Source organism: Martinezella sp. CNPSo 3959, assembly GCF_057784355.1.
In genome coordinates, this window is the sequence record NZ_JBXSOV010000002.1 from 83,162 (window position 1) to 109,851 (window position 26,690).

Consider the following 26,690-nt stretch of genomic DNA (forward strand, 5'->3'; position numbering starts at 1 on the left):
ATCGGCGATTGGCAATCCCGGGGGCAGCGGCTATCGCTGGCCGTCTAGCAAATCAGAGGCTGCATTCCGTCATGTCCAATCCCATCTGCGTCGAAGTCACCCGTGGCAATCAGGTGGAAAGCTATCATCGCGGCTCCGTCGTTGTCGTCGATGGCGATGGGAAGCTGGTTTTCTCGCTCGGCGATATCGAAAGCGGCGTCTTTCCACGCTCGGCCTGCAAGGCGATGCAGGCCCTGCCGTTGGTCGAAAGCGGTGCCGCGGACGCCTATGGCTTCGGCAACAAGGAATTGGCGCTCGCCTGCTCATCCCACAATGGGGAGGATGAGCATGTGGCGCTCGCCGCCTCCATGCTGGCGCGCGCCGGCCGCGATGTCGGCACGCTCGAATGCGGCGCACATTGGTCTTTCGATCAGAAGACATTGATTCATCAGGCCCGCACCATCGACAAGCCGACGGCGCTGCACAACAATTGCTCCGGCAAGCATGCCGGCTTCGTCTGCGCCTGCTGCCATCAGGACATCGATCCCCAGGGCTATGTCGGTTATGACCATCCGCTGCAGCAGCAGATCCGCGACACGATGCAGAGCCTGACTGGCGCTATTCTGGCGCACGACAATTGCGGTACGGACGGCTGCTCGATCCCGACCTATGCCGTGCCGCTGAAGGGTCTGGCGCATGGCTTTGCCAAAATGGCGACCGGTGTCGGGCTGGCCCCCCTGCGCGCCAAGGCATCGCGCCGGCTGTTCGAGGCCTGCATGGCCGAGCCCTTTTACGTTGCCGGCACCGATCGCGCCTGCACCAAGCTGATGCAGATCGCTCCCGGCCGCATCTTCGCCAAGACCGGCGCGGAAGGCGTATTTTGCGCGGCGATCCCCGAACAGGGCATCGCCATCGCCCTTAAATGCGACGACGGCACCACTCGCGCGGCGGAGGTCATGGTGGCCGCAACATTGGCCCGCTTCTTCGAGAAGGACGGCCCTGTTCATGCCGGACTGATGGCAATGGCCGACCGATCCTTCAAGAACTGGAACGGCATCCAGGTCGGCGATATCAGGCCGGCAGCTGCGTTGAGGGCATAGCTTACTCTTCGTCTCAGCCGCTCGTTTTCTGAGCCGGTACATGGTGCCGGACGACCTTATATTCCTGCCAGATGAGAACCATGACCACCAGGTCGAAGATGGTGAGGATGATGAGCCCGATGCCATGCGTGTCGGTGAAGCGGTAAAGCTGGTAGACGATGAAAAGACCCAAGGCGACCAGCGAGGCCGGATAGGCCCACATCTTGCCCCGGAGCAGGCCGATGACCAACAGCACCTTCACCAGCCCGTGGCTCAGCAGGTAATAGGCATAGAAGTTCTTCGTACCGACGGAAAAGTCCTGTGCCCAAGTGAGCAGGTGCGTCGCGATGAAATCATGCGAGTCGTTGAGCAGCTCGGGCTGCGTGATTCGGTTCGCCAGCCGAAGGATCGAGTCGGTGCTGACGAGCGCCAGCACTATGCCACCAAGACATTCGATCAAGGCATGCGCACCCTTCAACAGGACGCTGATTTCAAAAAGCTGGTGAATGCGGCGTTCGTTCATGGGCGATCGTAACCTCTGGCGCATATGGAGGTAGGCCCGATCGACGATGGCGGCAAGGTGGACAGATGTAGCTTTGGCCTCAGGCCAGGAAGATCGGCATCTCGGCATGCCGGTAGGGCGCCAGGCTTTCCTCCGGAACATCCGATGATACGATCAGGCCGGACACATCCTTCATCGGCAGGATCTGGCATGGCGAGGCAGCGTCGAGCTTCTCGATCGTCGCCAGCACATAGGTTTCCGCCGAGCATTGCGCGATATGCCGCTTGATGGCCGCTTCCTCGAAATCGCCGGTCGAAAAGCCGCGGGCGGGATGGATGGCAGTGACGCCCAGAAAGAAAATGTCGGCCCTTATCGATGCGATGGCCGCCATGGCGACGGCACCCGTCGTGACCATCGAATGCTTGTAGAGCTTGCCGCCGATCAGGATTACTTCGGCCAGCGGATGATGCTCCAGGTCGCCTGCGATCGTCGGGCTGTGGGTGACGATGGTGACGGCAAGATCCTTCGGGAGCTGACGAGCGATCTCGGCATTGGTGGTGCCGCCATCGAGAAACACGGTCTGGCCCGGGTGGATCATGCTGACCGCATAAGTACCAAGCCGTCGCTTCGCATCGGATGAGACCATCTGCCGCGCGGTAAAATCGGGCAGCTCCGGTGACAGCGGCAGTGCGCCACCATGCACCCGCTTCAGCAATTTTTCCGTCGCCATTTCCCGCAGATCCCTACGGATCGTATCTTCGGATAGCCCGAGATCATCGGCCAATGCCTTGGCGATTACTTGGCCGTCCCGGCGCAATCTGTCGAGGATGAGGGTTTTCCGTTGGCTGGTCAGCATGCCGATCTCTGCACGATATATCACGAATAATCGCGAATTTATCAGAATCGATTCGACATTCAAGAAAATATGCGCATATTCGTGCAAATTCCTGCAGCAAGCAGGAGCTAAAAAGGAGACAAGACATGTTGATCCTGATCGCGGGGCCTTATCGCTCCGGCACTGGTGATGATCCGAAAAAGATGGCTGAAAACCTCAACCGCCTTGAGGAGCCTTCCTATGCGCTGTTCAAGGCCGGGCATCTGCCGATGATCGGCGAATGGGTTGCGCTGCCGGTCTGGCGCGCCGCTGGCGGCAAGAGTATCGGCGACGATCTCTATGAGGAGATTTTCCACCCAACGGCCGGCCGACTGCTGCAGCTTTGCGAGGGTGTTCTAAGGTTGCCCGGTGATTCCAAGGGCGCGGACAATGATGTCCGCATTGCCCGCGAGCGCGGTATCCCCGTCTGGTACAGACTGGAAGACGTGCCCGGCTGCGCCTAAACGCGAGCAGCCCATCCCCATCGCGCCAGCCCATGGGGATGGGCATGCCGGCTCGACCGATCAAAACCTTTTGTGGCGCCCATCAGCATCAGCCACTTCCGTATCGGCCGGGTTCGCTCTAGCTTCCTCACGGAGTTCAATCGAGGAACGGAACATGCTGACATTCTATTTCGCGCCCGGAAGCTGCGCGCTCGCCAGTCTCATCGCCCTGGAAGAATCCGGTCTCGCCTACGAGCACCGTCGCCTCAACCTCGCCAATGGCGATCAGCGCCAGCCGGACTATCTGGCCATAAATCCCAAGGGTCGCGTTCCGGCCCTGGTGACCGATCGCGGCGTCCTTACCGAGAATATCGCGATCATGGCCTACATCGCCCAGATCGTGCCGGCCGCGAAGCTGGCACCGCTCGACGACCCCTTCGAATTCGCGCAGATGCAATCCTTCAACAGCTACATAGTCTCCACCGTTCATGTGAACCATTCCCACAAGGGGCGCGGTTACCGCTGGACCGACGATGCGGCAGCCATCGAGACGATGAAGGCCAAGGTGCCGCAGACCATGACCGAAAGCTTCGCGCTGATCGAAGCCAAGATGCTGAAGGGTCCCTGGGTAATGGGCGAGCAATATACCGTCGCCGACGGCTATCTCTTTACCATGGAGAAGTGGCTGCCGGGAGACAATGTCGATATCAAACAGTTCCCCAAGGTCAACGCGCATTATGAGCGCATGCTTGAGCGTCCGGCCGTTCAGAAGGCGCTTGCCGTCGAACAGGGCTGATCGATCAGCCGAATGCTGCCAGAAGTTTTTTCGAGGCGCGGTATCGCCACGCCTCGATCAGGCGCAATTGCAACTCCTCGTCGCCGATCGCCCCGATGCGCAGGGGTAGGGATGGCCAGCCGACATAATGATCGGTCTGGAAATAGATCTCCGGCGCCATTTCCATCAGCTGCTCCTTCCTGTCGATCGGCAGCGACAGCACGATGGTCTCGTTGTTCTTGACGGTCACGAACGCCTTGCCACCGACTTTGAAGGCCGGCAGGCCATAATGCAGGCCAGATTCGACCTCGGGCAGCCGGGCTTGCGCGATAAGCCGCTGCAATCGTTCGGCGATAACGTCCATATCGATGGCAGATGTCATGTTTGCACGCGTGGAGTAGGTCTCTCTCAGGCGCATTCTTCCGGCTGAGTGCACTGCTTGTCCAGCGGACGCCCGAGATTTTCCGGCATCAGCGGCAGGTCGGCCAGTTCTTCCAGCGACATGGCCGCAAGCATGGGATGCTGCAACGGATCGCTGTCCGGTTTGCGATCCTCTTCGAGAAGATGACTGAAGAAAAGCTTCAAGATCGACATGGTATGCCTCCTTGGATGCTCGCATCGATGCAACCATGAGGGCATCAGCTGAGCAAGCGGCGACGGTCTTCAATTTCATGGTGCGATAATCGCGCGAATATGCGCTCGATGCAATTGAGAATGCGGAGATACTGATATAGATATTCTATAATGAGAAACCTAAACAATGTTCATCTGAATGGCTTGCGCGCCGTTGAAGCTGTTGGCCGGCTGGGCTCGCTGCAGGCGGCCGCCGACGAACTCGGTGTGACGGTCGGTGCGGTCAGCCAACAGGTCATCAAGGCGGAGGCGCAGCTCGGACGACCACTGTTCGAGCGAACTCCAAAAGGCATGATGGCCATGGCATCGGGGCTGGCGATATTGACGAGACTTAACGAGGGCTTCCAAGCGCTTACGGCCGCAGTCGCGCTTGCGCAGCACGAGGATGAGAATATCCTTACGATTTCGGTCGCGCCGGTCTTCGCGGCTCGCTGGCTGGTCTATCGGCTGGATCGCTTCGCCAGCCGCCACCCGGATATCCGTCTACGCATCGATGCCACCACGCGCCTGATCAATCCGGCGACATCGGATGTCGATATCGGCATCCGGGTCGGCAGCGGGCAATGGCCCGGCGTCAAGTCTGAGCTGCTTTTGACGCAGGAAGTGTTCCCGGTCGTCACGCCACAGATTGCCGCCACGCTCCGGGAGCCCGCCGATCTTCTGAAAGTCCCCGCCGTCATCGATGGACACGCCATGTTCGGCTGGGAGGTATGGCTGCGCAAGGCGGGACTATCGGGCCATTGCATGGAAGAGCGGCACATCTTCAACGACGCGTCGCTCTGTCTGGATGCGGCCATAGCAGGGCAGGGGGTGATGCTCGCCTGGCAGACGTTGGCTGGCTATGCTCTGCAGCAGAAATGCCTCGTCGATCCCTTCGGCATCCGCGTAAAGACGGGCTTCGGCCATTATTTCGTCACCGCCCCCGGCGTGCGGGAGCCGAAGAAGGTGACCGCCTTCAAGGCCTGGATTCGCGAGGAGATGGAAGAGAGCATGCGTCTCTTCCGATAGGATCTATCAGACCGGCTCGTGACCGCGGGTCGCCTGCATGGCCTTGTAGGCATCGCGTGCCTGGCAGCGCTCGATCCAGGCCTTCATCTTCGGACGCGCGTCGAACAACTCCTGTTCTGTCTGGGCATAGCGCATCACTTCCGCGAGGTTCAAGTCAGCGGCTGTGAAGCGATTGCCGACGAGATAATCCTGACTTTGCAGATGCTTTTCCAGCACATCGAGCGGCTTCTTCAGCGAGCGGCAGGCAACGGCGATCCCGGCCTTGCCGGCCTCGCTGTTTTCCTGGGCATTGTCATAGATGCGCACGAGCGCGACACTATAGGGCTCCACTTCGGTTGCCGCCCACATGGTCCACATCGACATCTGCCCTTCTTCCTCCACCGTCTTGCCGGCCAGCGGACCGCCATATTTGCGCGCGAGGTAAAGATTGATGGCGAGCGATTCATGCAGGACGAGGTCGCCATCCTTGATGCAGGGGATCATGCCCATCGGATTGACTGCCAGAAACTCTGGCGACATCGTGTTGATCGGCGCATCGGCAGCCAGCGGATTGGCAAGCCGGCTAGCCTGGATGACGGGCACGGATTTGAACTCGATGCCGAGCTCCCCAGCCATCCAATAGTTGCGCGAAGCGCGTGAGCGATAGACACCGTAGATCGTCAGCATATGCGTCTCCCAGATTCGAATGGGCGGGACCTTACGGGGCGAGTCGGATGTGGAAAACCCCTTGCGGCTGATATCTCCGATGAAACCTCGTGATGGATGCTCGTATGCGACGGGTCGAAGCACGAAAATATCCGTCAGATGCCCTAATTCTTTACAAATCATGCGGCCGACGCCCAGCCTTCGTTCGGAAATTAGCGCCGCTGCATGTTAGAATTGCGTCATGATTTTCGTTGGAAGCGGTAGGAGGTTTCCAGCGGAGACAAAGCGAATGTGGTGACTGCGATCTCGGGAGGAGAGCAGATGCTTGCGACCAGTGTATCGCTAGACGACAAATATACCGCAGAGGAAGGTCGCGTCTTCATGACCGGCTTGCAGACGCTGGTGCGGCTGCCCATGACGCAGATGCGCCGCGACCGCGCCGCCGGCCTCAATACGGCGGCTTTCATTTCAGGTTATCGCGGCTCGCCGCTCGGCGGCTACGACCAGCAGCTCTTGAAAGCCAAGACTTACCTAGACGCATACGACGTCACCTTCCAGCCCGGGATCAACGAGGATCTTGCTGCGACGGCCGTATGGGGTTCGCAGCAGGTCGGCCTTTCCCCCGGCGCCCGCAAGGATGGCGTGCTTGGTATCTGGTACGGCAAGGGTCCCGGTGTCGACCGTTCCGGCGATGTGCTGAAGCACGCTAATGCGGCTGGAACCTCCAGATATGGCGGCGTCCTCTGTATTGCCGGCGACGACCATTCCGCCAAGTCCTCGACTATGCCGCATCAGACCGACCATGATTTCATGTCTGCCGTCATCCCGGTCATCTATCCCTCGTCCATCCACGAATTTCTCGAATACGGCCTGCTCGGCATCGCTATGTCGCGCTATTCCGGCTGCTGGGTCGGCATGAAGTTCATCGCCGACACCATCGAGACGACGGCGGCGGTCGATCTCTCTGGCGAGAGGCGGCAATTCGTCCTGCCGACCGATTTCGAAATGCCGCCCGGTGGCCTCAATCTACGCTGGCCCGATCCACCCTTGGTCCAGGACGATCGTCTGCAGACCTACAAGGCCTATGCGGCCATCGCCTTTGCCCGTGCCAATCGCGTCGACGAAATCACCCACGATGTGCCGAACGCCCGTCTGGGTATCATCTCGTCCGGCAAGGCCTATGAGGATGTGCTGCAGGCACTGCGCGAGCTGGAGATCGGCCCACAGGAAATGGCAGCGATCGGCCTGCGTATCTTGAAAGTGCGCATGCCCTGGCCGCTGGAGCCCGAGGCTGTCAGGCATTTCTCCGAAGGGCTGGACGAGGTTCTTGTCGTCGAGGAGCGACGCGAGATCATCGAGAACCAGATCAAGCAGCAGCTCTTCAACTGGCGCGCCGATGTCCGTCCGCGAATCGTCGGCAAGTTCGACGAACACGATAAGCCCTATCTCAGCCTCTCGGCGGCATTGACTGTCGGCGCCGTCGCCAGAGCGATTGCGGGGCGTATCGTCAAGCTCGATCTCGATCAGGGCCTGCATGACCGCATCGCCGCCAAGCTCGCCTATCTCGCCGAGCGCGGCCAGATCAGCCGCAGCCATGTGGCGCCGCTGAACCGCACACCCTTCTTCTGCTCCGGCTGTCCGCACAACACGTCCACCAGGGTTCCTGAAGGCAGCCGCGCCATTGCGGGCATCGGCTGCCACTACATGGTCACCTGGATGGACCGCAACACCGAGACTTTCACCCAGATGGGCGGCGAAGGCGTGCCATGGACGGCGATCGCCCGGTATACCGACGAAAAGCATATGTTCGTCAATCTCGGTGACGGCACCTATTTCCACTCCGGCATTCTCGCCATCCGCCAGTCCGTCGCCTCCAAGGTCAACGTCACCTACAAGCTGCTCTACAACGATGCCGTCGCCATGACCGGCGGCCAGCCGATCGACGGCTACCTGACGCCGCAGCTGGTGACGAAGCAGCTGCATGATGAAGGCGTCAAGCCGATCTATTTGCTCTCGGACAATCCCGATGCCTATCGCGCTTCCGACCTCGCACCCGGCGTCAAGGTGCTGCATCGCGACCATATCGATCAGGTGATGTTGACGCTGCGCGAGACCGAGGGCTGTTCGGCGATCGTCTATGTCCAGACCTGCGCAGCAGAGAAGCGCCGTCGCCGCAGCCGCGGGCTGATGGAAGACCCGGCCAAACGCGTCTTCATCAATCCGGCTGTCTGCGAAGGCTGCGGCGATTGCTCGGTACAGTCCAACTGCATCTCCGTCGAGCCGCTGGAAACGGAATTCGGCCGCAAACGGCAGATCAATCAGTCGAGCTGCAACAAGGATTTCTCCTGCGTCAAAGGCTTCTGCCCGTCCTTCGTGACCGTTCATGGCGGCAAGCGCCGCAAGCGAAAGGCGCTTGATCACGCCGATGTCGATGTCCCAATGCCCGAAATCCCCGTCATCGGCGACCGGCCGTGGAACATTGCGATTGCGGGTGTCGGCGGCACGGGCATTCTGACCATCGGCGCCATCCTCGGCATGGCCGCGCATCTCGACGGCAAGGTGCCGATGATCCTCGACATGGCCGGCCTTGCCCAGAAGGGCGGCGCTGTCATGAGCCATCTGCGCATCGGCCACAATCAGGCCGATGTCACCTCGTCGCGCATCGTCAATGGCGGCGCGGATCTGCTGTTATCAGCGGACGAAGTAGTGGGCGCCTCCAAGGATGCGATCACGCTCTGCTCGCCGACCCGCACCACGGCCATCGTCAACACCGGGCTGATGCCGGTCGCCGATTTCGTCCGAAACCGCGACTTCGATTTCAAGACCGGTTCGATCCAGCACGCGATCGCCAAGACCGTCAGCGACAAGTCTGTCTTCCTCGATTTCGGCCACGTCGCGACCGAGGTGACTGGCGATGCCATGTCGACCAATATCCTGCTGACCGGCTTTGCCTGGCAGCGCGGCCTTCTGCCTCTCTCTTTGGAAGCGATCGAAAAGGCGATCGAGCTCAACGGTGTCGCCGTCAAGGCGAGCCTCTCCGCCTTCCATTGGGGCAGGCTTCTGGCGCATGATCCGCAGGCCGTGCATGCCATGATGGCGGAACCCGATGCCGGCAAGACGTTGGCGGAGATGAGCCTCGATGAACTCATCAAACACCGCAAGGCGCATCTGACCGCCTATCAGAATGCGGCGCTTGCCGAACGCTATGCCGCCTTTGTGGCCCATGCCAACGCCCTGGCTGCAAAAGAGCGGCTTTCGGACAAGGTGCCCTTTGCGGTTGCCGTCACCTATGCACGCGTTCTCGCCTACAAGGATGAATACGAAGTCGCGCGTCTTCTGACCGATCCGGCCTTCGAAACGCATCTGCGCGAGGAGATGGAAGGGGACTTCAAGCTGGCCCTCAATCTCGCGCCGCCCATCCTTGGCGGTAAGGATCCGAACGGCCGGCCGAAGAAGCGCGAGTTCGGCGCGTGGATCCTGCCGTTGCTCCGCGTCCTTGCGCCGATGAAGCGCCTGCGTGGCACACCCTTCGATCCCTTCGGCTATATGGCGGAACGCCGGCTGGAGCGTCGCCTGATTGCTGACTATGAAGGGGTTGTCGAGCGGGTACTTGCCGGTCTGCGACATGACAACGAGGCCGAGGCCCTTGCCATCCTCTCGCTGTTTGATGAGATAAGAGGCTTCGGACCGGTCAAGGAGGAGGCCGCCCGCAAGATCATGGTGAGAATTGCTGACAAGCTGAAGGCCTATGAGGCGCCTGTGAAGACGCAGGGCAAACAGCCCATGCCTGCCGACGCCGCATGATGGCGACGGCCGAAACTTGAAGCGGGCATAAAGAGGTATAGGTTCGTAAGGATCGCGCGTTCGGGAATATCGGGAGGAGAAGCCGGATGTTTGCAGGGGGATTGAACTTCGCGCTGGGAGAGGACATCGACGCATTGCGCGAGCAGGTGCGCCGTTTCGCTGCCAACCGTATCGCACCGTTTGCCGACGAAATCGATCGCAACAACAATTTTCCGATGCATCTGTGGCGGGAAATGGGCGATCTCGGCCTGCTGGGGATCACAGTCGATGAGGCCTATGGCGGCGCGGGCCTCGGCTATCTCGCCCATACGGTGGCGATGGAGGAAATCAGTCGCGCTTCCGCCTCCGTCGGCCTAAGCTACGGCGCCCATTCCAACCTCTGCGTCAATCAGATCTACCGCAACGGTACGACGGTGCAGAAGGAGCGCTATCTGCCGAAGCTGATTTCGGGCGAGCATGTGGGGGCTCTCGCCATGTCGGAACCGGGCGCGGGCTCCGATGTCGTCTCCATGAAGCTGCAAGCGGAGAAACGCGGCCATCGCTATGTGCTGAACGGCAGCAAGATGTGGATCACCAACGGTCCGGATGCTGATGTTCTCGTCCTCTACGCCAAGACGTCGCCGGATGCCGGCCCGCGGGGGATCACCGCCTTCCTCGTCGAGAAAGGCTTCCCCGGCTTCTCCGTCGGCCAAAAGCTCGACAAACTCGGCATGCGCGGCTCGAACACTTCGGAACTGATCTTCCTCGATTGCGAGGTGCCGGAGGAGAATGTTCTTGGTCAGGTGGATGGCGGGGTGCGGGTGCTGATGTCGGGTCTCGATTACGAGCGCGTCGTCCTCTCCGGTGGCCCCGTCGGCATCATGGCGGCCTGCATGGACGTGGTGCTGCCCTACATGCATGAGCGCAAGCAGTTCGGCCAGTCGATCGGCGAGTTCCAGCTAATGCAGGGCAAGCTGGCCGACATGTATGTCACCATGAATGCCGCGCGTGCCTATGTCTATGCGGTGGCGACCGCCTGCGATCGCGGCGAGACGACGCGCAAGGATGCAGCCGGCTGCATCCTCTATTCCGCCGAGAAGGCAACGGCGCTGGCGCTCGAATGCATCCAGGCGCTCGGCGGCAATGGCTATACCAATGATTATCCCGCCGGACGGCTGCTGCGCGACGCCAAGCTCTACGAGATCGGTGCCGGGACGTCTGAAATCCGGCGCATGCTGATCGGCCGCGAGCTGTTCGGCGAAACGGCCTGACTGCGAAATTCCATTCCCATCAACCGGTGAAGCGCATGACCGTCCTGAAATCAGAGATATCGACGCATTCGGATCGCTTCCGGGAAAATCGCGCCGCCATGTTGGAGGCGATCGGCATTGCCGAGGCTGCGGCGTCGCAGGCGGCGGAAGGCGGCGGCGCGCAGGCGCGCGAGCGCCATGTCAGCCGCGGCAAGATGCTGCCGCGCGATCGCGTTGCCGGCTTGATCGATCCCTCCACGCCGTTTCTGGAAATCGGCATGACTGCCGCGAACGGTCTCTACAGCGGCGACGCGCCGGGTGCCGGCCTGATCGCCGGCATCGGCCGGGTTTCCGGCCGCGATTGCATGATCGTCTGCAACGATGCCACGGTCAAAGGCGGCACTTACTATCCGATCACGGTGAAGAAGCATCTCCGCGCGCAGGAAATCGCCGCCGAAAACAATCTCCCCTGCATCTATCTCGTCGATTCCGGCGGCGCCAACCTGCCGAACCAGGACGAGGTGTTTCCGGACCGCGATCACTTCGGCCGCATCTTCTACAATCAGGCCAATATGTCGGCCGCCGGCATTCCGCAGATCGCCGTCGTCATGGGCTCCTGCACCGCCGGCGGGGCCTATGTGCCGGCCATGTCGGACGAGACCATCATCGTCGAGAAGCAGGGGACGATCTTTCTCGCCGGTCCGCCGCTGGTCAAGGCGGCCACGGGGGAGGTGGTTTCGGCCGAAGACCTCGGCGGCGGCGATGTGCATACGCGCCTCTCCGGTGTTGCCGATCATCTGGCGCGCGACGATGCTCATGCACTTGCGCTTGCCCGCCAGGCGGTCGCCAATCTCAATCGCCGCAAGCCCGAGAGCGTCGAGCTTCGTACGCCCGAGGCACCGCTCTACGATCCCCAGGAAATTCTCGGCATCGTCCCCTCGGATCTGCGCACGCCCTATGATGTGCGTGAGGTCATCGCCCGCATGGTGGACGGCTCCCGCCTCGATGAGTTCAAGGCGCGCTACGGCACGACGCTGGTCTGCGGCTTTGCCCATATACACGGCATTCCAGTCGGCATCATCGCCAACAACGGCGTCCTCTTCTCGGAGTCGGCGCTTAAAGGCGCGCATTTCGTCGAGCTTTGCTCCCAGCGCAAGATCCCGCTGGTCTTCCTGCAGAACATCACGGGCTTCATGGTTGGCCGCAAATACGAGACGGAAGGGATCGCCAAGAACGGCGCCAAGCTGGTGACGGCCGTGGCCACCACCAGGGTCCCGAAGATCACCATGCTGATCGGCGGCTCTTTCGGTGCGGGTAACTATGGCATGGCCGGCCGTGCCTATTCGCCGCGCTTCCTCTGGACCTGGCCCAACAGCCGCATCTCCGTCATGGGCGGAGAGCAGGCGGCGGGCGTGCTCGCCACCGTGCGCGGCGAGGCGCTGGCACGTGCCGGCAAGCCTTGGACGCCGGAAGAAGAGGCCGCCTTCAAGGCGCCGACGCTCAAGATGTTCGAAACCCAGAGCCACCCGCTCTACGCCTCGGCCCGCCTTTGGGACGATGGCATCATCGATCCGCGCAAGAGCCGCGACGTGCTGGCTCTGTCGCTTTCAGCAGCACTCAACGCACCGATCGAAGACACACGCTTCGGTCTGTTCAGGATGTGAGGAGACGGAGATGAAACGCGATGCCATCAATGCCAAGAATGCGCCGCAGCCCCGCGGCGGCTATGCCCAAGCCGTAAAGCTTGAGAATTTCGAGCGACTGCTTTTTATCAGCGGACAGATACCGACCGATGTCGATGATGCCTTGCCGGAGGGATTTAAGGCGCAGGCTCGCCAAGTCTGGCACAACATCGACGCCCAACTGAAGGCGGCCGGCATGACGAAAGAAGATATCGTCAAGGTCACCACCTTTCTGGCGGATCGACATCACACCATGGAGAACCGCGAGATCCGCAGCGAATATCTCGGCTCGCTCGCGCCGGCCATGACTGTGGTGATCGCTGGGATTTTCGATACGGCCTGGCTGCTCGAAGTCGAAGTCATTGCCGCGCAATAGGGTCTGCCGATGTTTTCGAAGATACTGATCGCCAATCGCGGCGAAATCGCCTGCCGTGTCATCCGCACGGCGAGGCGCCTCGGCATCCGCACGGTCGCCGTCTATTCCGACGCCGATCGGGATGCGCTGCACGTGGCGCTAGCCGACGAAGCCATCCATATCGGCCCGGCGGCGGCGAGCGAAAGTTATCTTTCGAAAGAGAAGCTCATTGCGGCGGCTCAGCGCACCCAGGCGGAGGCCATTCATCCAGGCTACGGCTTTCTCTCGGAGAACGCAGATTTCGCCGAGGCGGTCGAAGCTGCCGGTCTCGTCTTCATCGGCCCATCGCCGGCCTCGATCCGGGCCATGGGCCTCAAGGATGCGGCTAAGGCGCTGATGGAGCGGGCGGGCGTGCCTGTCGTGCCCGGCTATCACGGCGATGGACAGGAAGCCGGCTTTCTTGCCGATCAGGCGGCGGCCATCGGCTTTCCCGTTCTCATCAAGGCGCGGGCGGGTGGCGGCGGCAAGGGCATGCGCCGCGTCGACCGGCCGGAGGATTTCGGCGCTTCTCTGGAGGCGGCGAAGCGCGAGGCGAAATCCGCCTTCGGCGACGATGCCGTGCTGATCGAAAAATATCTCGTTAGACCGCGCCACATCGAGATCCAGGTCTTCGGAGACAGCTACGGCAATGCCGTGCATCTTTTCGAGCGCGATTGCTCGCTGCAGCGCCGGCACCAGAAGGTGATCGAGGAGGCACCGGCGCCTGGTATGACGGAAGAGATGCGCACCGCCATGGGCGAAGCGGCTGTTCGCGCCGCCCGCGCCATCGATTACCGCGGCGCCGGCACGGTCGAATTCATCACCGATGTCTCCGACGGGCTGTCGCCGGATCGCTTCTTTTTCATGGAAATGAATACACGCCTGCAGGTCGAACACCCCGTCACCGAAGCGATCGCCGGCGTCGATCTGGTGGAGTGGCAGTTGCGGGTTGCTAACGGCGAGCCTTTGCCAAAAACGCAGGATGAACTTACCATAAACGGCTGGGCTTTCGAAGCGCGCATCTACGCCGAAGACCCTTCACGCGGCTTCCTGCCGGCAACCGGCACGCTCTCTCGCTTACGCTTTCCCGAAGGCGATGTCCGCATCGATGCGGGCGTGCGCGAGGGCGATACCATCACCCCGCATTACGATCCGCTGATCGCCAAGCTGACGGTGCATGCGCCGGATCGGGCAGCCGCCCTGGCGAAGCTCACGCGAGGCCTGGAGCAGACGCAGGTCGCCGGGACCACGACCAACCTCGATTTCCTCATTCGCCTCAGCCGTCAGTCGGATTTCGCCGCCGGCCATCCGGACACGGGATTGATCGACCGTGACGTCGAGGCGCTGACTTTGGCGCGGCAGCCCGACGATGCGGCTCTTGCCGTCGCTGCTATCGTCGAGGCGGGTGGGTTCGCGCGAGCCGCTGGCAATGACCCGTGGCTGTCGCTCGGCCCTTGGCAGCTCTGGGGAGAGGCGAGCCGTCTCGTCACGCTGCATTTTGCTGGCGGCCATCAGAAATGCCGCGTGGCTGCAAAGAATCGGTCGCTGTTCAGCGTCGCCTTTGACGATCGCATCATTCTCGTTCGCTTGCTCGCAGGTGAGGGCCTTGCCCGCCATGTCGAGATCGACGGCCGGCAATCTCAACTGGATGTCTTTGAGACATCGTCAGGTGTGACTTTGTTCCTTGATGGGCAGACGCATCATTTCCATCGCCTCGATCTTCTTGACGGAGGAGAGGAGGCGGCTAGCGGCGGCGATCGCGTGATCGCGCCAATGCCGGGACTCGTCAAGATCGTGCGCGTGCGCGAGGGAGACCCGGTGACCAAGGGACAGGCGCTGATCGTCATGGAAGCCATGAAGATGGAACTGACGCTGACGGCGGCTCGCGATGGCATCGTCGAAAGCCTGAATGTCGGCGAAGGGGATCAGACCAGCGAAAGCGCCGTGCTTCTGTCGCTTCGACCGGAGGATGCGGCATGATCGACAAACCCTCCAACCACGTCACCATCGTCGAGATGGCGCCGCGCGACGGGCTGCAGAATGAAAAGCAGCCGGTTGATACCGCGGGGAAGATCGAGCTGATAAACCAGCTCTCCGATTGCGGCTTCGAGCGCATCGAAGTTACGAGCTTCGTCAGTCCGAAATGGGTGCCGCAGCTGGCCGATGCCGCCGATGTCATGGCCGGCATAGAGCGGCGTTCCGGCATCCGCTATGCAGCGCTGGCGCCCAACATGCAGGGCTTCGAAGCCGCCCTCGCTGCCGGCGCCGATGAGGTCGCGATCTTCGCGTCGGCTTCCGAAACCTTCTCCATGCGCAACATCAACTGCTCGATCGCCGAGAGCATTGAACGCTTCCGGCCGGTGGCCGCTGCCAGCCGGGATCGTGGCGTCCCATTGCGCGGCTATGTCAGTTGCGTCGTCGAATGCCCTTATGAGGGTGCCATACCGCCGCAGAATGTCGTCAGCGTTGCCTGGCAGCTTCGTGCCCTTGGCTGCTATGAAATCAGCCTCGGCGACACGATCGGCAAAGGTACCCCTGAGGCTGTCGACCGGATGCTTGCCGCAGTGCTGGGCGAACTGCCCACCATGGTTCTGGCAGGGCATTTTCACGATACGTCGGGACGCGCGCTTGAGAATATTGCCGTCGCCCTGGAGCGCGGCCTGCGCGTCTTCGATGCTTCAGCCGGCGGCCTCGGTGGTTGCCCCTTCGCCCCTGGTGCCAAGGGCAATGTCGATACGGTGGCGGTCTGCGACTATCTAGAGGCGCAGGGATACGAAACCGGCCTGGACAAGGACAAGCTTGCGGCCGCCGCCGCCTTCGCCCGCAGCCTCAGGAGTGCCGCATGATATCGCAAACGATCCGCATCACCACAGACCAACGCGGTGTCGCCTATCTGACGCTGACGCGCGCCGAAAAGCACAATGCCCTGTCGGCCGAGATGATCGATGATCTCACGGCTGGAACGAATGAGCTTGCCCACGACAAAGCGGTGCGTGTCGTCGTGCTCACCGGTGAGGGTGTCAGTTTCTGCGCTGGCGGCGATCTCGGCTGGATGCGCGCCCAGTTCGACGCCACGCGGGAGGGGCGCATGGCGGAAGCGCGGCGGCTTGCCATGTTGTTCAAGGCGCTGAACGAACTGCCCAAGCCGCTGATCGCCCGTGTTCACGGCAATGCCTTCGGCGGCGGCATCGGAATCCTCAGCGTCTGCGACATGGTGATCGCGGCATCGACAGCCCGCTTCGGTCTGACGGAGGTACGCCTCGGCATCATTCCCGCTACAATCAGCCCCTATGTCGTCGCCCGGATCGGCGAGACGAATGCGCGCCCGCTCTTCCTCTCCGGCAAGATCATCGATGCCTGGCAGGCACATGCAACAGGTCTTCTGTCACGAGTCGTGGCGGAGGAGGCGTTGGACGAGGCCGTGGAGTCGGAGGTCCGCCATTTCCTAGCGGCATCACCGCAGGCTGCCGCTCGTGCCAAGGCCCTGGCGCGCTCCGTCGGCAGACCGGTTACCGATGGCATGATCGATCACGTCGTCGAGCAACTGGCGGACGCCTGGGAGACCGACGAGGCGAAGGAGGGCATTACTGCCTTCTTCGAAAAACGGCAGCCGAACTGGCGAACGGGTTAAGGCGCATGCCGTTATCGCAAAACCGGTGCATACTTTTGCGCGGCATGCGTTAAGCCAGTCTGTTGTTTTCGATGGTCAATTGCGGGAACTGCACGCTTCCCTTGGTGAGGTCGCCCGATGCAGGCTTGTCCCAGCGAAAGCCCATGATCGCAGCTTGCTGCATCTCCTGGAAGAGATTGCCCGCAATCACCGCCGAGCCGGCACCATCCGCAACCGAGACGACGCAGCCGATGCCGGCATGTCTGACGATATTGCCTGTCGCGACGACGTTGCGGAGATATTGCCCCCAGCCGAGGCGCATGCCCCAGAGCGGCGCATTTTCGATGACATTATCGGCAACAAGCGTATCGGCTTCCGCCGATATACCGATACCGAAGCCGCCATCCTGCGCATAGGGCGCCGTCAGCGACAGGTTGCGGATGACATTGCCCGTTACCGAGGCGAGCCTTCCGCCCTTGTCGAAATTGGTGACTGAAATGCCGTTGGCGGCGCCATCGATAAGGTTGTTATTGATCGTGGCGCCGACGAATTCGAATTCGCAATAGATGGCCGTTTCGCCCGAACGCAGGCACTGATTGTTCGAGATCTGCACATTCGAGGCCGAATTGGCGCGGATGGCGGTGAAGGCGCAATCGGTGATCTGATTGCCCGAAACCGTGACGCCATCGGCGCGGAAGACGTTGATGCCGTTGCCGTTCTGGCCGGTGCCGCCGTCATTGGCGCGAATGCGGGCAATGCGATTGTTGATGACACTGCTGCCATCCTCGGCCTTGTCCCAACGATGGATCAGAATACCGCCATTGCCGCAATCCTCGACGCGATTGCCTGTCACCGTCAATCCGGTTGACTGGACGGAATAGATGCCGGCTTCCGCCGCGCCGGAGATGCGGCTGCGCTCGATCCGCCCGCCGCAGCGCTCAAGCTGCAGAGCATGCTTGCGGCTGCCGGTAACTTCGCAATTGTCGATCAGCACCTCGTCGACGCCGGTAAATTGCAGGAGGCCGCCGGCATAATCGGCAAGCCAGCGATTGCCGCCATCGAGCACGAGGCCGGAAAGCTCGATGCGCTTGGCCTTGTCGGCATTCATCAGATGGCCGTCGCCGCTATAGACCAGCCGTGAAGCACCGGGAACGCCTGTGATCCGCGTATTATTGGGCAATGTCAGGTTGGAGATATTGTATGTGCCCGGCGGGAGGAAAAGCGGCATGTCGGTCCGTGCCGCATTGTCGATCATCGCTTGCAGCTTGCCGCTCTTGAAATCGCTCGCGCCCGGCGTCGTCTTCAGCGCGATGGCGTCGATCGGTCCGCGTAGCTCGGCACCGGCCATCTTGGCCAGCGGCGCGGCGAAAACGCGCGGCGTAAGCAGGCCGGTCGCTGCCGAGGCGGCGAGGGAAGCGACGAAGGTGCGGCGTTGGATCATTGCGAGCTCCTGGAACGGCGCTTACGAAGCAGAAATCGTGCCAAGCCTGCCTGTGCCGTTTTGATACAGAGGCCATTCTTCAAAAGCTTTGAATCGGCCAAGAGCCTCGACCTTTTTCTATTTCATTCACCAGTCCTGTACAGGCGATGATCTGCACCTAATCCATTTGAGCTAGGGGCGACTCGCCGTGCATGTTACCCCTCCAGCATGCGGATCGCGGCCTTTCAACGTCTGGCACTTTTCGACGCCGTCGAGCAGGCGGCAGAGGTTTTGGCACGCGATCTCGCCTGGGCGGAAGCTGAAGGCATAGATCTCGCCCTCTTTCCAGAATGCTATCTGCAGGGGCACAGCTACAACGAAGCCATCGCCAGACGCCGCGCGCTTTCGTTGAACGATCCCGGTTTGAATGCGCTCGTCGCCCGCTTCGCAAGGGGGAAAACGACAGCCGTCGTCGGTTTTTTCGAGCGAAGGGACGATGGGGTCTACAATAGTGCGCTAGTCATCAAATCCGGTCGAATCATCGGGGTCTATGCCAAGGCACATCCGCTAGAGAAGGGTTGCATGCCCGGAACGGATTTTCCGATCTGGGAGGAGGGGAATTGGCGCTTCGGCATCAATATCTGCGCCGATCTCCGATACCCCTACACCGCACGCCGCCTCGCTCAAAAGGGCGCGGGCCTCATCTGCAATCCTATCAATCTCATGCTTCGGCCCCACAAGGCCGAGATGTGGCGTAAGCCGGGGATCTCGGGGCTGCAGATCTGCGCCAGGCATACGGGCTGCTGGGTCATGGCGTCGGATGTCGTGGGCAGCAATGACGACGGCTGGGTGAGCTACGGCACGAGCGCTATCGTCGATCCGAACGGCGTCGTCGTCGCCAAGGCCAAGCCCTATTGCGAGGATGTTCTCGTCTTCGATCTGCCCGATCGGCAACCGATACCCGGATTCGATCAAAAAGCTGCCGCCATCGCTACCTAATCGTGCAAATCGCGCTATCCTCTTTAATCATGAGACCCGATCAATTGCTTTATCCGGCGCCTGAGGGCTTGTTCTGCCCGATCGGCGGCTTCCATATCGACCCCGTGCAACCGGTCGAGCGGGCTCTTGTTACGCATGGTCATTCGGATCATGCCCGCTCCGGACATGCCCATGTGCTCGCCACGCGCCAGACGCTCGATATCATGCGCATCCGCTACGGCGATGATTTTGCCGGCTCGGAGCAGGCGGTTGCCTTCGGCGAGGAAGTGACGATCAATGGCGTAAAGGTGCAGTTCTATCCGGCCGGCCATGTGCTCGGCTCGGCGCAGATCGCCGTGGAGAAGGATGGGCTGCGCATCGTGGTCTCGGGTGACTATAAACGCCGGCCGGACCCGACCTGTGAAGTCTATGTCCCGGTTCCCTGCGACGTCTTCATCACCGAGGCGACCTTCGGCCTGCCGGTTTTCCATCACCCGGATCCGATGTCCGAGACGCGCAAGCTCCTGGCTTCGCTTCGCCAGTTTCCGGAACGAACACATTTGGTCGGCGCCTATGCGCTCGGCAAGGCGCAGCGCGTCATCCGCCTGCTGCGCGATGCCGGCTATGATAAGCCGATCTATATTCACGGCGCATTGGAAACACTCTGCGATTATTATGTGAGCCAGGGCATCGCGCTCGGCGAACTCAAGCCGGCCACCATCGAAAGCCGCGATCAGTCCATCTTCCACGGCGCCGTCGTCGTCGGCCCGCCTTCTGCGTTTCAGGATCGCTGGGCGCGGCGCTTTCACGATCCTCTGCCGGCTTTCGCCTCCGGCTGGATGATGGTGCGCCAGCGCGCCAAGCAGCTAGGCGTCGAGCTGCCGCTGGTCATATCGGATCATTGCGACTGGCCCGAACTGACCGAGACGATCTCTGATCTGAAGCCGAGCGAGGTCTGGGTCACCCACGGCCGCGAAGAGGCCCTGGTACGCTGGTGCGAGCTGCAGGGTATCGCCGCCAAGCCGCTGCATCTCATCGGCTATGAAGACGAGGGCGATTGATGAAAGCCTTTGCCGACCTTCTCGACCGCCTGGTGCTGACGCCGAGCCGCAACGGCAAGCTGAAGCTGCTGACCGATTATTTTCGCGATACGCCCGATCCCGACCGTGGCTATGGTCTGGCTGCGATTGCCGGCACGCTCGAGGTGCGCAACGTCAAGCCCGCCATGCTGCGCGAGCTTGTTCTCGAACGTATGGACGAGGTCCTGTTCCGCTACTCCTACGATTATGTCGGCGATCTCGCCGAAACGATCTCGCTGGTCTGGGACAAGGAGAGCGACATCGAGCGCCCTGCCGGCGCGCAGCCGAAACTCGGCGAGGTTATTAGGCGCATGAATGCGCTTGGGCGGACGGAGGTGCGCAGCTTCGTACGCGATCTGCTTGATCGGCTGGATACTTCGGGCCGTTTCGCATTCTTAAAGCTCGCGACGGGTGCGATGCGCATCGGCGTCTCGGCTCGGCTTGCCAAGCAGGCGCTGGCTGAGATGAGCGGCAAGGATGTAACGGAAATCGAGACGTTGTGGCATGGCCTGCAGCCCCCCTATGAAAGCCTGTTCCACTGGCTTGAGGGCAAGGGCGAGAAGCCGATTCTGGCGACGCCGGCGATCTTCCATTCCGTCATGCTCGCCAACCCGGTCGAACCGGGCGATCTCCATGGGCTCGACCCCCGCGATTTCGCCGCCGAATGGAAATGGGACGGCATTCGCGTCCAGCTTTCGCGCTCGGGCGCCACGAGCAAGCTCTATTCTCGCTCCGGCGATGACATATCCGGAGCCTTTCCCGACGTTGTGGACGCCATGAACTTCGAGGGTGTTATGGATGGCGAGCTGCTGGTCGGCGGCACCGTGCGTTCCAACAACCCGACACGCAGCTTTTCCGATCTGCAGCAGCGCCTCAATCGCAAGACCGTGACTTCGAAGATGCTCGACGAGTTTCCGGCCTTCATCCGCGCCTATGATCTCCTCTTTGACGGCGCGGAGGACGTGCGCGCCCGTGGCTTCCTCGATCGGCGCGAGCGGCTGACCGAGATCATTGAGGCGGCACCGCACGACCGTTTCGATCTATCGCCGCTCGTCGATTTCATTTCTTGGGAGGAGCTCGACCGGCTGCGCTCCTCGCCGCCCGACCCGGTCATCGAAGGTGTGATGATCAAGCGCAAAGACAGCGCCTATCTCGCAGGCCGCGCCAAAGGCCCATGGTTCAAGTGGAAGCGCGATCCTTATAATGTCGATGCCGTGCTGATGTATGCGCAGCGGGGCCATGGCAAGCGCTCCAGCTACTATTCCGATTTCACCTTCGGCGTCTGGGCGATGACGCCCGAGGGCGAGCAGCTGGTTCCGGTCGGCAAGGCCTATTTCGGCTTTACCGATGCCGAGCTGGAAGTGCTCGACAAGTTCGTGCGCAATAATACGGTCGATCGTTTCGGTCCGGTGCGTGCCGTGCGTGCCGATCGCGATTTCGGTTTCGTGCTCGAGGTCGCCTTCGAAGGTATCAATCGCTCCACCCGCCATAAATCCGGCGTTGCCATGCGCTTTCCCCGCATTGCAAGGCTACGACCAGACAAGCCGCCCTACGAGGCCGACAGGCTGGAAACTTTGATCGCGATGATTGACGCCAAGGCTCCGGTTGTCGATGAATAGCGCGGGGCGATTCCTCACCACAAAGTGAGTTGGCCTTGCCTTTCAACCCGTGCAGATTTGCGCTGCGCCGGGACATTTAGACAGAGCTTATGACCATGTCTGACGACAACGCATTTCGTCCCAATCGCCGCAGCGTTCTTGCCGGCATCGCCGCCACGCTTTTTGCGCCCGCAATCGTCAGGGCGGCTGATGACAGCACCACAGGCAGCAAGCCCGCCGAGACAAAGGCGATCGCCCGGAGCGATGAAAAGGCCGAGGACGCCCCGCCGCTGCTTTCGGGCGACTATGCCAAAGAGCGCCACCTGTTTCGAACCGATCTCCTGAGCAAGGGGCCGGCTCCCGATATCTACGAACCGCTGGTGACGCCGTCGACGGCAGAGCGGCTTTTCTATCGCAGCGGCGTTGGCGAGGAACTGGAGCTCGTTGCCTGGGTTTCGCGCTATACACGTTCGGAGAAGCAGAAGCCGGCCGTATTGTTCCTGCATGGCGGCAACGCCATCGGGCAGGGGCATTGGCAGCTGATGAAGCCCTATGTCGAGGCCGGCTACGTCGTCATGATCCCCTCCATGCGTGGAGAAAACGGCCAGAAGGGCAATTTCTCGGGTTTTTACGACGAGGTTGCCGATGTGCTGGCTGCTTCCAACCGGCTGCGGCATCTGCCGGGTGTCGATCCGCACCGCATGTTCCTGGCCGGGCACAGCATCGGCGGCACGCTCGCCATGCTGGCTGCGATGTCGACCCACCGCTTCCGGGCGGTCGCGCCCATATCAGGCAATCCGGATGCCTACGCCTTCTTCGGCCGCTATCCGCAGGATATCCGCTTCAACACCGGGAACCCGCGTGAATACCAGATGCGCTCGCCGCTCTGCTATGCGCACAGTTTCAAAAGTCCTGTAAAGCTGTTCCACGGGACCGAAGAGGCGCATTTTGATTCGCGCTTGGCATTGCTTTCGAAGCGAGCGACAGCCGCAGGCGTGAAGATGGATATGGCGACGGTGCCGGGCAGCCACAATTCGGCCCTGCCGGGCGAAATCGCTCAGAGTATCGAATTCTTCAAGAGCGTGGCAGTCTAAACCAGCCCGTAAGAGCGGTGCGGGAAATAAGCCGGAGCCTCTCCGCACGTCGCTGTTTACGCCATAAGCTTCTCGATCAGTGCTGTCGCCGCCTCCGCAATCACGGTTCCCGGCGGAAAGATCGCGTCGGCGCCGGCTGCCTCCAGCGCCGCAAAATCCTGCGGCGGAATGACGCCGCCGACCGCAATCAGAATGTTGCGGGCATGACGCCGGAAGAGCGCCTCCTTCAATTCCGGCACCAGCGTCAGATGACCGGCGGCAAGCGACGATGCGCCAACGATGTCGACGCCCTCGCGCACGGCGACGTCGGCGACTTCCTCAGGCGTCTGGAACATCGCGCCGACGACGACATCGAAGCCGAGATCGGCAAAGGCCGTGGCGATGACCTTCTGGCCGCGATCGTGTCCATCCTGGCCCATCTTGGCGATGAGGATGCGGGGCTTCTCGCCCCGCGCCCTGCGGAACGCCTCGATTTTGGCCACTGCCGTATTGAAGACCGGATCTTCGGAGCCGACTTCCTTGCGATAGACGCCGGAGATGGTCCTGATCTCGGCGACATGACGTCCATAGGCTTTTTCGAGCGCCAGCGAGATTTCGCCGACGGTGGCTCTCGCCCTCGCTGCCTTGACGGCAAAATCGAGCAGATTGCCGGTGCCGTTTCGCGCGGCATCCGTTAAGGCATCCAGGGCTGTTTCGACGACGGCCGTCTCGCGGGTGCCCTTCAGTTGCTGCAGCTTGGAAAGCTGGCGTGCCCGCACCTCGGAATTCTCGACCTTCAGGACATCGACTTCGATATCCTGCTCCGGTTTGGAAAAATTCACGCCGACGACGGTCTGATGGCCGCTGTCGATGCGCGCCTGCGTTCGGGCCGCGGCTTCCTCGATGCGTAGCTTCGGAATGCCCTTCTCGATCGCCTTCGCCATGCCGCCGAGCGCCTCGACCTCCTCGATATGGGCAAGGGCGCGCGCGGCAAGATCATGGGTCAGCCGCTCTACATAGGCCGAACTGCCCCAGGGATCGATGATCCCTGTCGTACCCGACTCCTTCTGCAGCAGTATCTGTGTGTTGCGGGCGATGCGGGCGGAATGATCCGTCGGCAGCGCCAGCGCCTCGTCGAAGGAATTGGTATGGAGCGATTGCGTGTGCCCCTGTGTGGCCGCCATCGCCTCGACCATGGTGCGGATGATGTTGTTCATCGGGTCCTGCGCCGTCAGTGACCAGCCGGAGGTCTGGCTGTGGGTCCTGAGCGCAAGGGATTTCTGGTCCTTCGGCGCGAAATTCTTCTGCATCAGCGCCGCCCAGATCAGCCGTCCGGCGCGCATCTTGGCGACCTCCATGAAGAAGTTCATGCCGACGGCCCAGAAAAAGGAGAGGCGGGGGGCGAAGCTGTCTATATCTAGACCGGCGGCAACGCCTGCGCGCGCATATTCGATGCCGTCGGCGATCGTGTAGGCGAGCTCCAGATCCGCGGTCGCGCCGGCCTCCTGCATGTGGTAGCCGGAGATCGAGATCGAGTTGAACTTCGGCATGCGCCGGCTGGTATAGCTGAAGATGTCGGAGACGATCCGCATGGAGGGCTGCGGCGGATAGATATAGGTGTTGCGGACCATGAACTCCTTGAGGATGTCGTTCTGGATCGTGCCCGACAGCTTGTCCTCGGAAACGCCCTGTTCCTCCGCCGCGACGATATAAAGCGCCATGATCGGCAGCACCGCGCCGTTCATGGTCATCGAGACGCTCATCTCGTCGAGTGGAATGCCATCGAAGAGCTGGCGCATGTCGAGGATGGAATCGATCGCCACACCCGCCATGCCGACATCGCCCGCCACCCGCGGATGATCACTGTCATAACCGCGATGGGTGGCAAGATCGAAGGCGACCGAGAGCCCTTTCTGGCCGGCGGCAAGATTGCGGCGATAGAAGGCGTTGGATTCTTCCGCTGTGGAGAAGCCGGCATATTGGCGGATGGTCCAGGGCTGCTGGACATACATTGTGGGATAGGGGCCGCGCACAAATGGTGCAGCGCCAGGATAGGTGTCCAAAAACTTCAGGCCGGTGAGGTCGCTTTCGTCGTAAGCGCGCTTGACGCTGATGCCTTCGGGGGTTTCCCAGGCGGAGGCGTCGATTGTTGGCGCCGTTGCTTTCAGCTTGGCCCAGGGGATGGTGGCGAAGTTGGGGATCTTGGTCATGCAGCGGATGCCTCTGTGAAGGCGGAGGTTGGGTTACCCCCCTCTGTCACTTCGTGACATCTCCCCCACAAGGGGGGAGATTGGCAGCGCATGGCGCTTGTCTGCCCTAAACGTTCATGTGATTTGCTGACATGACGTTGGGTTCCGTTGCAGGGCATGCGGCATTCTCCGAACGATCTCCCCCCTTGTGGGGGAGATGTCGCGAAAGCGACAGAGCGGGGTATCGCACTTGCCTCAAGCGCAATATTCATCCTCATCCCTCCACCCCCTTATCCAGCCGTACCGGCATCAACCCTATCCCGCCGGCAATCGGACCCAAAGGCCCCAAAACCGTCACCGGCCGCTCGGTCCTCATCGCAAACAGCGTCGTCCCGACGATCGGCTTGGCGATGCGGCTCTCGCGCGCCTCCGCGACCATCGCCGCCAGGCGACCGCTGGAAATGACCTTCGCCAATCCACCTTGGCCTTCGATTTCGATAAAGATGTCCCATGCCCGCGCGGCCAGTGCATCGGTCAGCGCCTCGATGCCACCGGCTCCAGCGGCGGGATCGACGACATGATCGAGGTGGCTCTCTGCCACCAGGATCGTCTGCGTATTGCGCGCCAGACGCCGCGCCAGTGGATCGGGAATGCCGTGTGTCAGGCTGTGCGGCAGAACGGAGATCTCGTCGGCGCCGCCGACGCCGGCTGAAAAGACCGCGATCGTGTTGCGCAGAATATTCGTCTCCGGATCGAGGCGGGTCAGCATGCGATAGCTCGTCTCCGCAAAGAGATGCGCCGGCTGTGGATTGGCGACGCCGCAGGCCGCGGCGATCCGGGTGAAGATCAGCCGCGCCGCCCGCATCTTCGCGATCGTCGTGAACTGGTTTTGATCGGTCGAAAGGCAAAGGCTGGTTGCCGCAAGGGCTACTTCCGGCGAAAGGCCGGCCTCTTCGAGCAATCTCAGATGACCGACAAGGCTTGCAGCCATGACCGCCAGCTCCTGCGCCTCGGTCCCGCCTGCATTATGCACCATGCGACCGTCTGCATTGACGATCGTCCCAGCCGGCTTCAATTCTTTGAAGTATTTGATGCCGCTCGAAAAATTGGCAAAATTTCCGACTGACAAGAAAGCGTCAAGTCCAAGATGCAATCTTTGGGTACCACCGTCCACAACCGAGGCTGCCATCATTTTCGCGATGCCGGAAGAAAAGCCATCGAGGCGCAGAGTTGGAGTTTTGGCGGATACTGCTGCCACCACTTCGGAAAAGATTGGCGACTGAGCATCCATGCCGATGCCGATGCCGATGCCGAAGGCAGAAGCGGAACTGCTGGAAATCAAGCTGATACCGCTTGCGCCGTTGGCAAGATCGTCGCTGAGCTGCGCCATTGCTCGCTCGGGGTCCGGATCGTCCATGCGCTGCGTCACCGTCCAGGGAAGGTCGGCCTGCCGGCGCGAGAGCGGGGCATAATCGCGCCGCCGCTCGTAAAGCGGCTGGATGGCGATGCCATCATCCGTTCGCGATGCCAGCGCTTCCTCGAAATCCTTGCCTTTCAGCGCCCTTTCCACCAGCTGCAGCCACGCTTTGTGGTCGGGCTGGCCGAAAATGCTCGGGTCGAGACTGTCGATATTCATGCGATCCTCCGTCCGATAATGGTCTAGCCCATGATGCCGCACGGGAAAACAGAAGTTTGG

The 26,690-nt window shown here is 61.4% G+C and carries 23 protein-coding genes; 15 read left to right on the forward strand and 8 right to left on the reverse strand.

Going from position 1 to position 26,690, the window contains the following annotated elements; translation table 11 throughout:
- The first annotated feature begins 71 nt into the window (after positions 1-71).
- Entirely contained in the window at positions 72-1,079 is a 1,008-nt protein-coding gene (locus AC13RE_RS08360; RefSeq protein ID WP_488562613.1) for an asparaginase, read from the forward strand.
- 13 nt (positions 1,080-1,092) lie between these two features.
- On the opposite strand, the gene AC13RE_RS08365 is transcribed toward AC13RE_RS08360, so the two are convergent.
- Both AC13RE_RS08365 and AC13RE_RS08370 read right to left on the reverse strand, forming a co-directional pair.
- Entirely contained in the window at positions 1,093-1,581 is a 489-nt protein-coding gene (locus tag AC13RE_RS08365; RefSeq protein WP_488562614.1) for a DUF2127 domain-containing protein, read from the reverse strand.
- Positions 1,582-1,660: 79 nt separating this feature from the next.
- On the reverse strand, positions 1,661-2,416 hold the full coding sequence (locus tag AC13RE_RS08370) for a DeoR/GlpR family DNA-binding transcription regulator (protein WP_488562615.1): 756 nt from the start codon (positions 2,414-2,416) through the stop codon (positions 1,661-1,663).
- Positions 2,417-2,541: 125 nt separating this feature from the next.
- Between AC13RE_RS08370 and AC13RE_RS08375 the strand changes: the two genes are divergently transcribed.
- Positions 2,542-2,898, forward strand: coding sequence for a DUF4406 domain-containing protein (locus AC13RE_RS08375; RefSeq protein ID WP_488562616.1), 357 nt, complete (start codon positions 2,542-2,544; stop codon positions 2,896-2,898).
- Between the two features lie 154 nt (positions 2,899-3,052).
- Positions 3,053-3,673: a glutathione S-transferase family protein gene (locus AC13RE_RS08380; RefSeq protein WP_488562617.1), complete on the forward strand. Its 621-nt coding sequence runs from the start codon at positions 3,053-3,055 to the stop codon at positions 3,671-3,673.
- Between the two features lie 4 nt (positions 3,674-3,677).
- Here the strand turns inward: AC13RE_RS08380 and AC13RE_RS08385 are convergent, their stop codons facing one another.
- Complete coding sequence (locus AC13RE_RS08385; RefSeq protein WP_488562618.1) at positions 3,678-4,034, reverse strand: MmcQ/YjbR family DNA-binding protein; 357 nt, start codon at positions 4,032-4,034, stop codon at positions 3,678-3,680.
- A 26-nt stretch (positions 4,035-4,060) separates the two neighbouring features.
- Positions 4,061-4,246, reverse strand: coding sequence for a hypothetical protein (locus AC13RE_RS08390; protein WP_488562619.1), 186 nt, complete (start codon positions 4,244-4,246; stop codon positions 4,061-4,063).
- Between the two features lie 150 nt (positions 4,247-4,396).
- On the opposite strand from AC13RE_RS08390, the gene AC13RE_RS08395 reads away from it, so the two are divergent.
- A complete protein-coding gene (locus AC13RE_RS08395; RefSeq protein WP_488562620.1) occupies positions 4,397-5,293 on the forward strand; it encodes a LysR substrate-binding domain-containing protein in 897 nt (298 codons plus the stop codon).
- A 6-nt stretch (positions 5,294-5,299) separates the two neighbouring features.
- Here AC13RE_RS08395 and AC13RE_RS08400 read toward each other — a convergent pair whose 3' ends face one another.
- Positions 5,300-5,959 carry a glutathione S-transferase family protein gene (locus AC13RE_RS08400; RefSeq protein ID WP_488562621.1) on the reverse strand — a complete coding sequence of 220 codons (660 nt, stop codon included), beginning with the start codon at positions 5,957-5,959 and terminating at the stop codon, positions 5,300-5,302.
- A 273-nt stretch (positions 5,960-6,232) separates the two neighbouring features.
- Here AC13RE_RS08400 and AC13RE_RS08405 point away from each other — a divergent pair, with 273 nt between their 5' ends.
- The 7 genes from AC13RE_RS08405 to AC13RE_RS08435 all read left to right on the forward strand — a co-directional run bounded on the left by AC13RE_RS08405 (position 6,233) and on the right by AC13RE_RS08435 (position 16,678).
- Entirely contained in the window at positions 6,233-9,742 is a 3,510-nt protein-coding gene (locus AC13RE_RS08405) for an indolepyruvate ferredoxin oxidoreductase family protein (RefSeq protein ID WP_488562872.1), read from the forward strand.
- Between the two features lie 86 nt (positions 9,743-9,828).
- Positions 9,829-10,992 (forward strand): isovaleryl-CoA dehydrogenase, encoded by a 1,164-nt coding sequence (locus tag AC13RE_RS08410; protein ID WP_488562622.1) that lies wholly within the window; start codon positions 9,829-9,831, stop codon positions 10,990-10,992.
- Positions 10,993-11,027: 35 nt separating this feature from the next.
- On the forward strand, positions 11,028-12,635 hold the full coding sequence (locus AC13RE_RS08415; protein WP_488562623.1) for a carboxyl transferase domain-containing protein: 1,608 nt from the start codon (positions 11,028-11,030) through the stop codon (positions 12,633-12,635).
- A 10-nt stretch (positions 12,636-12,645) separates the two neighbouring features.
- Positions 12,646-13,029 carry a RidA family protein gene (locus AC13RE_RS08420; protein ID WP_015339146.1) on the forward strand — a complete coding sequence of 128 codons (384 nt, stop codon included), beginning with the start codon at positions 12,646-12,648 and terminating at the stop codon, positions 13,027-13,029.
- 9 nt (positions 13,030-13,038) lie between these two features.
- The gene (locus tag AC13RE_RS08425; protein WP_488562624.1) at positions 13,039-15,027 is read left to right on the forward strand and encodes an acetyl/propionyl/methylcrotonyl-CoA carboxylase subunit alpha; all 1,989 of its coding nucleotides are present in this window, start codon (positions 13,039-13,041) and stop codon (positions 15,025-15,027) included.
- The gene (locus AC13RE_RS08430; RefSeq protein WP_488562625.1) at positions 15,024-15,893 is read left to right on the forward strand and encodes a hydroxymethylglutaryl-CoA lyase; all 870 of its coding nucleotides are present in this window, start codon (positions 15,024-15,026) and stop codon (positions 15,891-15,893) included. The genes AC13RE_RS08425 and AC13RE_RS08430 overlap by 4 nt, the downstream gene beginning before the upstream one ends.
- Positions 15,890-16,678 carry a crotonase/enoyl-CoA hydratase family protein gene (locus tag AC13RE_RS08435; protein ID WP_488562626.1) on the forward strand — a complete coding sequence of 263 codons (789 nt, stop codon included), beginning with the start codon at positions 15,890-15,892 and terminating at the stop codon, positions 16,676-16,678. Before AC13RE_RS08430 ends, AC13RE_RS08435 begins: the two co-directional genes overlap by 4 nt.
- A gap of 49 nt (positions 16,679-16,727) precedes the next feature.
- Here the strand turns inward: AC13RE_RS08435 and AC13RE_RS08440 are convergent, their stop codons facing one another.
- Positions 16,728-18,098, reverse strand: a complete 1,371-nt coding sequence (locus tag AC13RE_RS08440) for a TIGR03808 family TAT-translocated repetitive protein (RefSeq protein WP_488562627.1) — start codon at positions 18,096-18,098, stop codon at positions 16,728-16,730.
- Between the two features lie 207 nt (positions 18,099-18,305).
- Between AC13RE_RS08440 and AC13RE_RS08445 the strand changes: the two genes are divergently transcribed.
- The 4 genes from AC13RE_RS08445 to AC13RE_RS08460 all read left to right on the forward strand — a co-directional run bounded on the left by AC13RE_RS08445 (position 18,306) and on the right by AC13RE_RS08460 (position 22,826).
- Positions 18,306-19,076 (forward strand): carbon-nitrogen hydrolase family protein, encoded by a 771-nt coding sequence (locus tag AC13RE_RS08445; protein WP_488562628.1) that lies wholly within the window; start codon positions 18,306-18,308, stop codon positions 19,074-19,076.
- Between the two features lie 29 nt (positions 19,077-19,105).
- Positions 19,106-20,116: a ligase-associated DNA damage response exonuclease gene (locus AC13RE_RS08450; RefSeq protein ID WP_488562629.1), complete on the forward strand. Its 1,011-nt coding sequence runs from the start codon at positions 19,106-19,108 to the stop codon at positions 20,114-20,116.
- Positions 20,116-21,753, forward strand: a complete 1,638-nt coding sequence (locus AC13RE_RS08455) for a cisplatin damage response ATP-dependent DNA ligase (protein WP_488562630.1) — start codon at positions 20,116-20,118, stop codon at positions 21,751-21,753. The genes AC13RE_RS08450 and AC13RE_RS08455 overlap by 1 nt, the downstream gene beginning before the upstream one ends.
- Before the next feature lie 89 nt (positions 21,754-21,842).
- Positions 21,843-22,826, forward strand: a complete 984-nt coding sequence (locus AC13RE_RS08460) for an alpha/beta hydrolase family protein (RefSeq protein ID WP_488562631.1) — start codon at positions 21,843-21,845, stop codon at positions 22,824-22,826.
- Positions 22,827-22,882: 56 nt separating this feature from the next.
- Here AC13RE_RS08460 and scpA read toward each other — a convergent pair whose 3' ends face one another.
- Positions 22,883-25,015 (reverse strand): methylmalonyl-CoA mutase, encoded by a 2,133-nt coding sequence (scpA, locus tag AC13RE_RS08465; RefSeq protein ID WP_488562632.1) that lies wholly within the window; start codon positions 25,013-25,015, stop codon positions 22,883-22,885.
- A 253-nt stretch (positions 25,016-25,268) separates the two neighbouring features.
- Positions 25,269-26,630, reverse strand: a complete 1,362-nt coding sequence (locus AC13RE_RS08470; RefSeq protein ID WP_488562633.1) for a methylmalonyl-CoA mutase family protein — start codon at positions 26,628-26,630, stop codon at positions 25,269-25,271.
- Between the last annotated feature and the right edge of the window lie 60 nt (positions 26,631-26,690).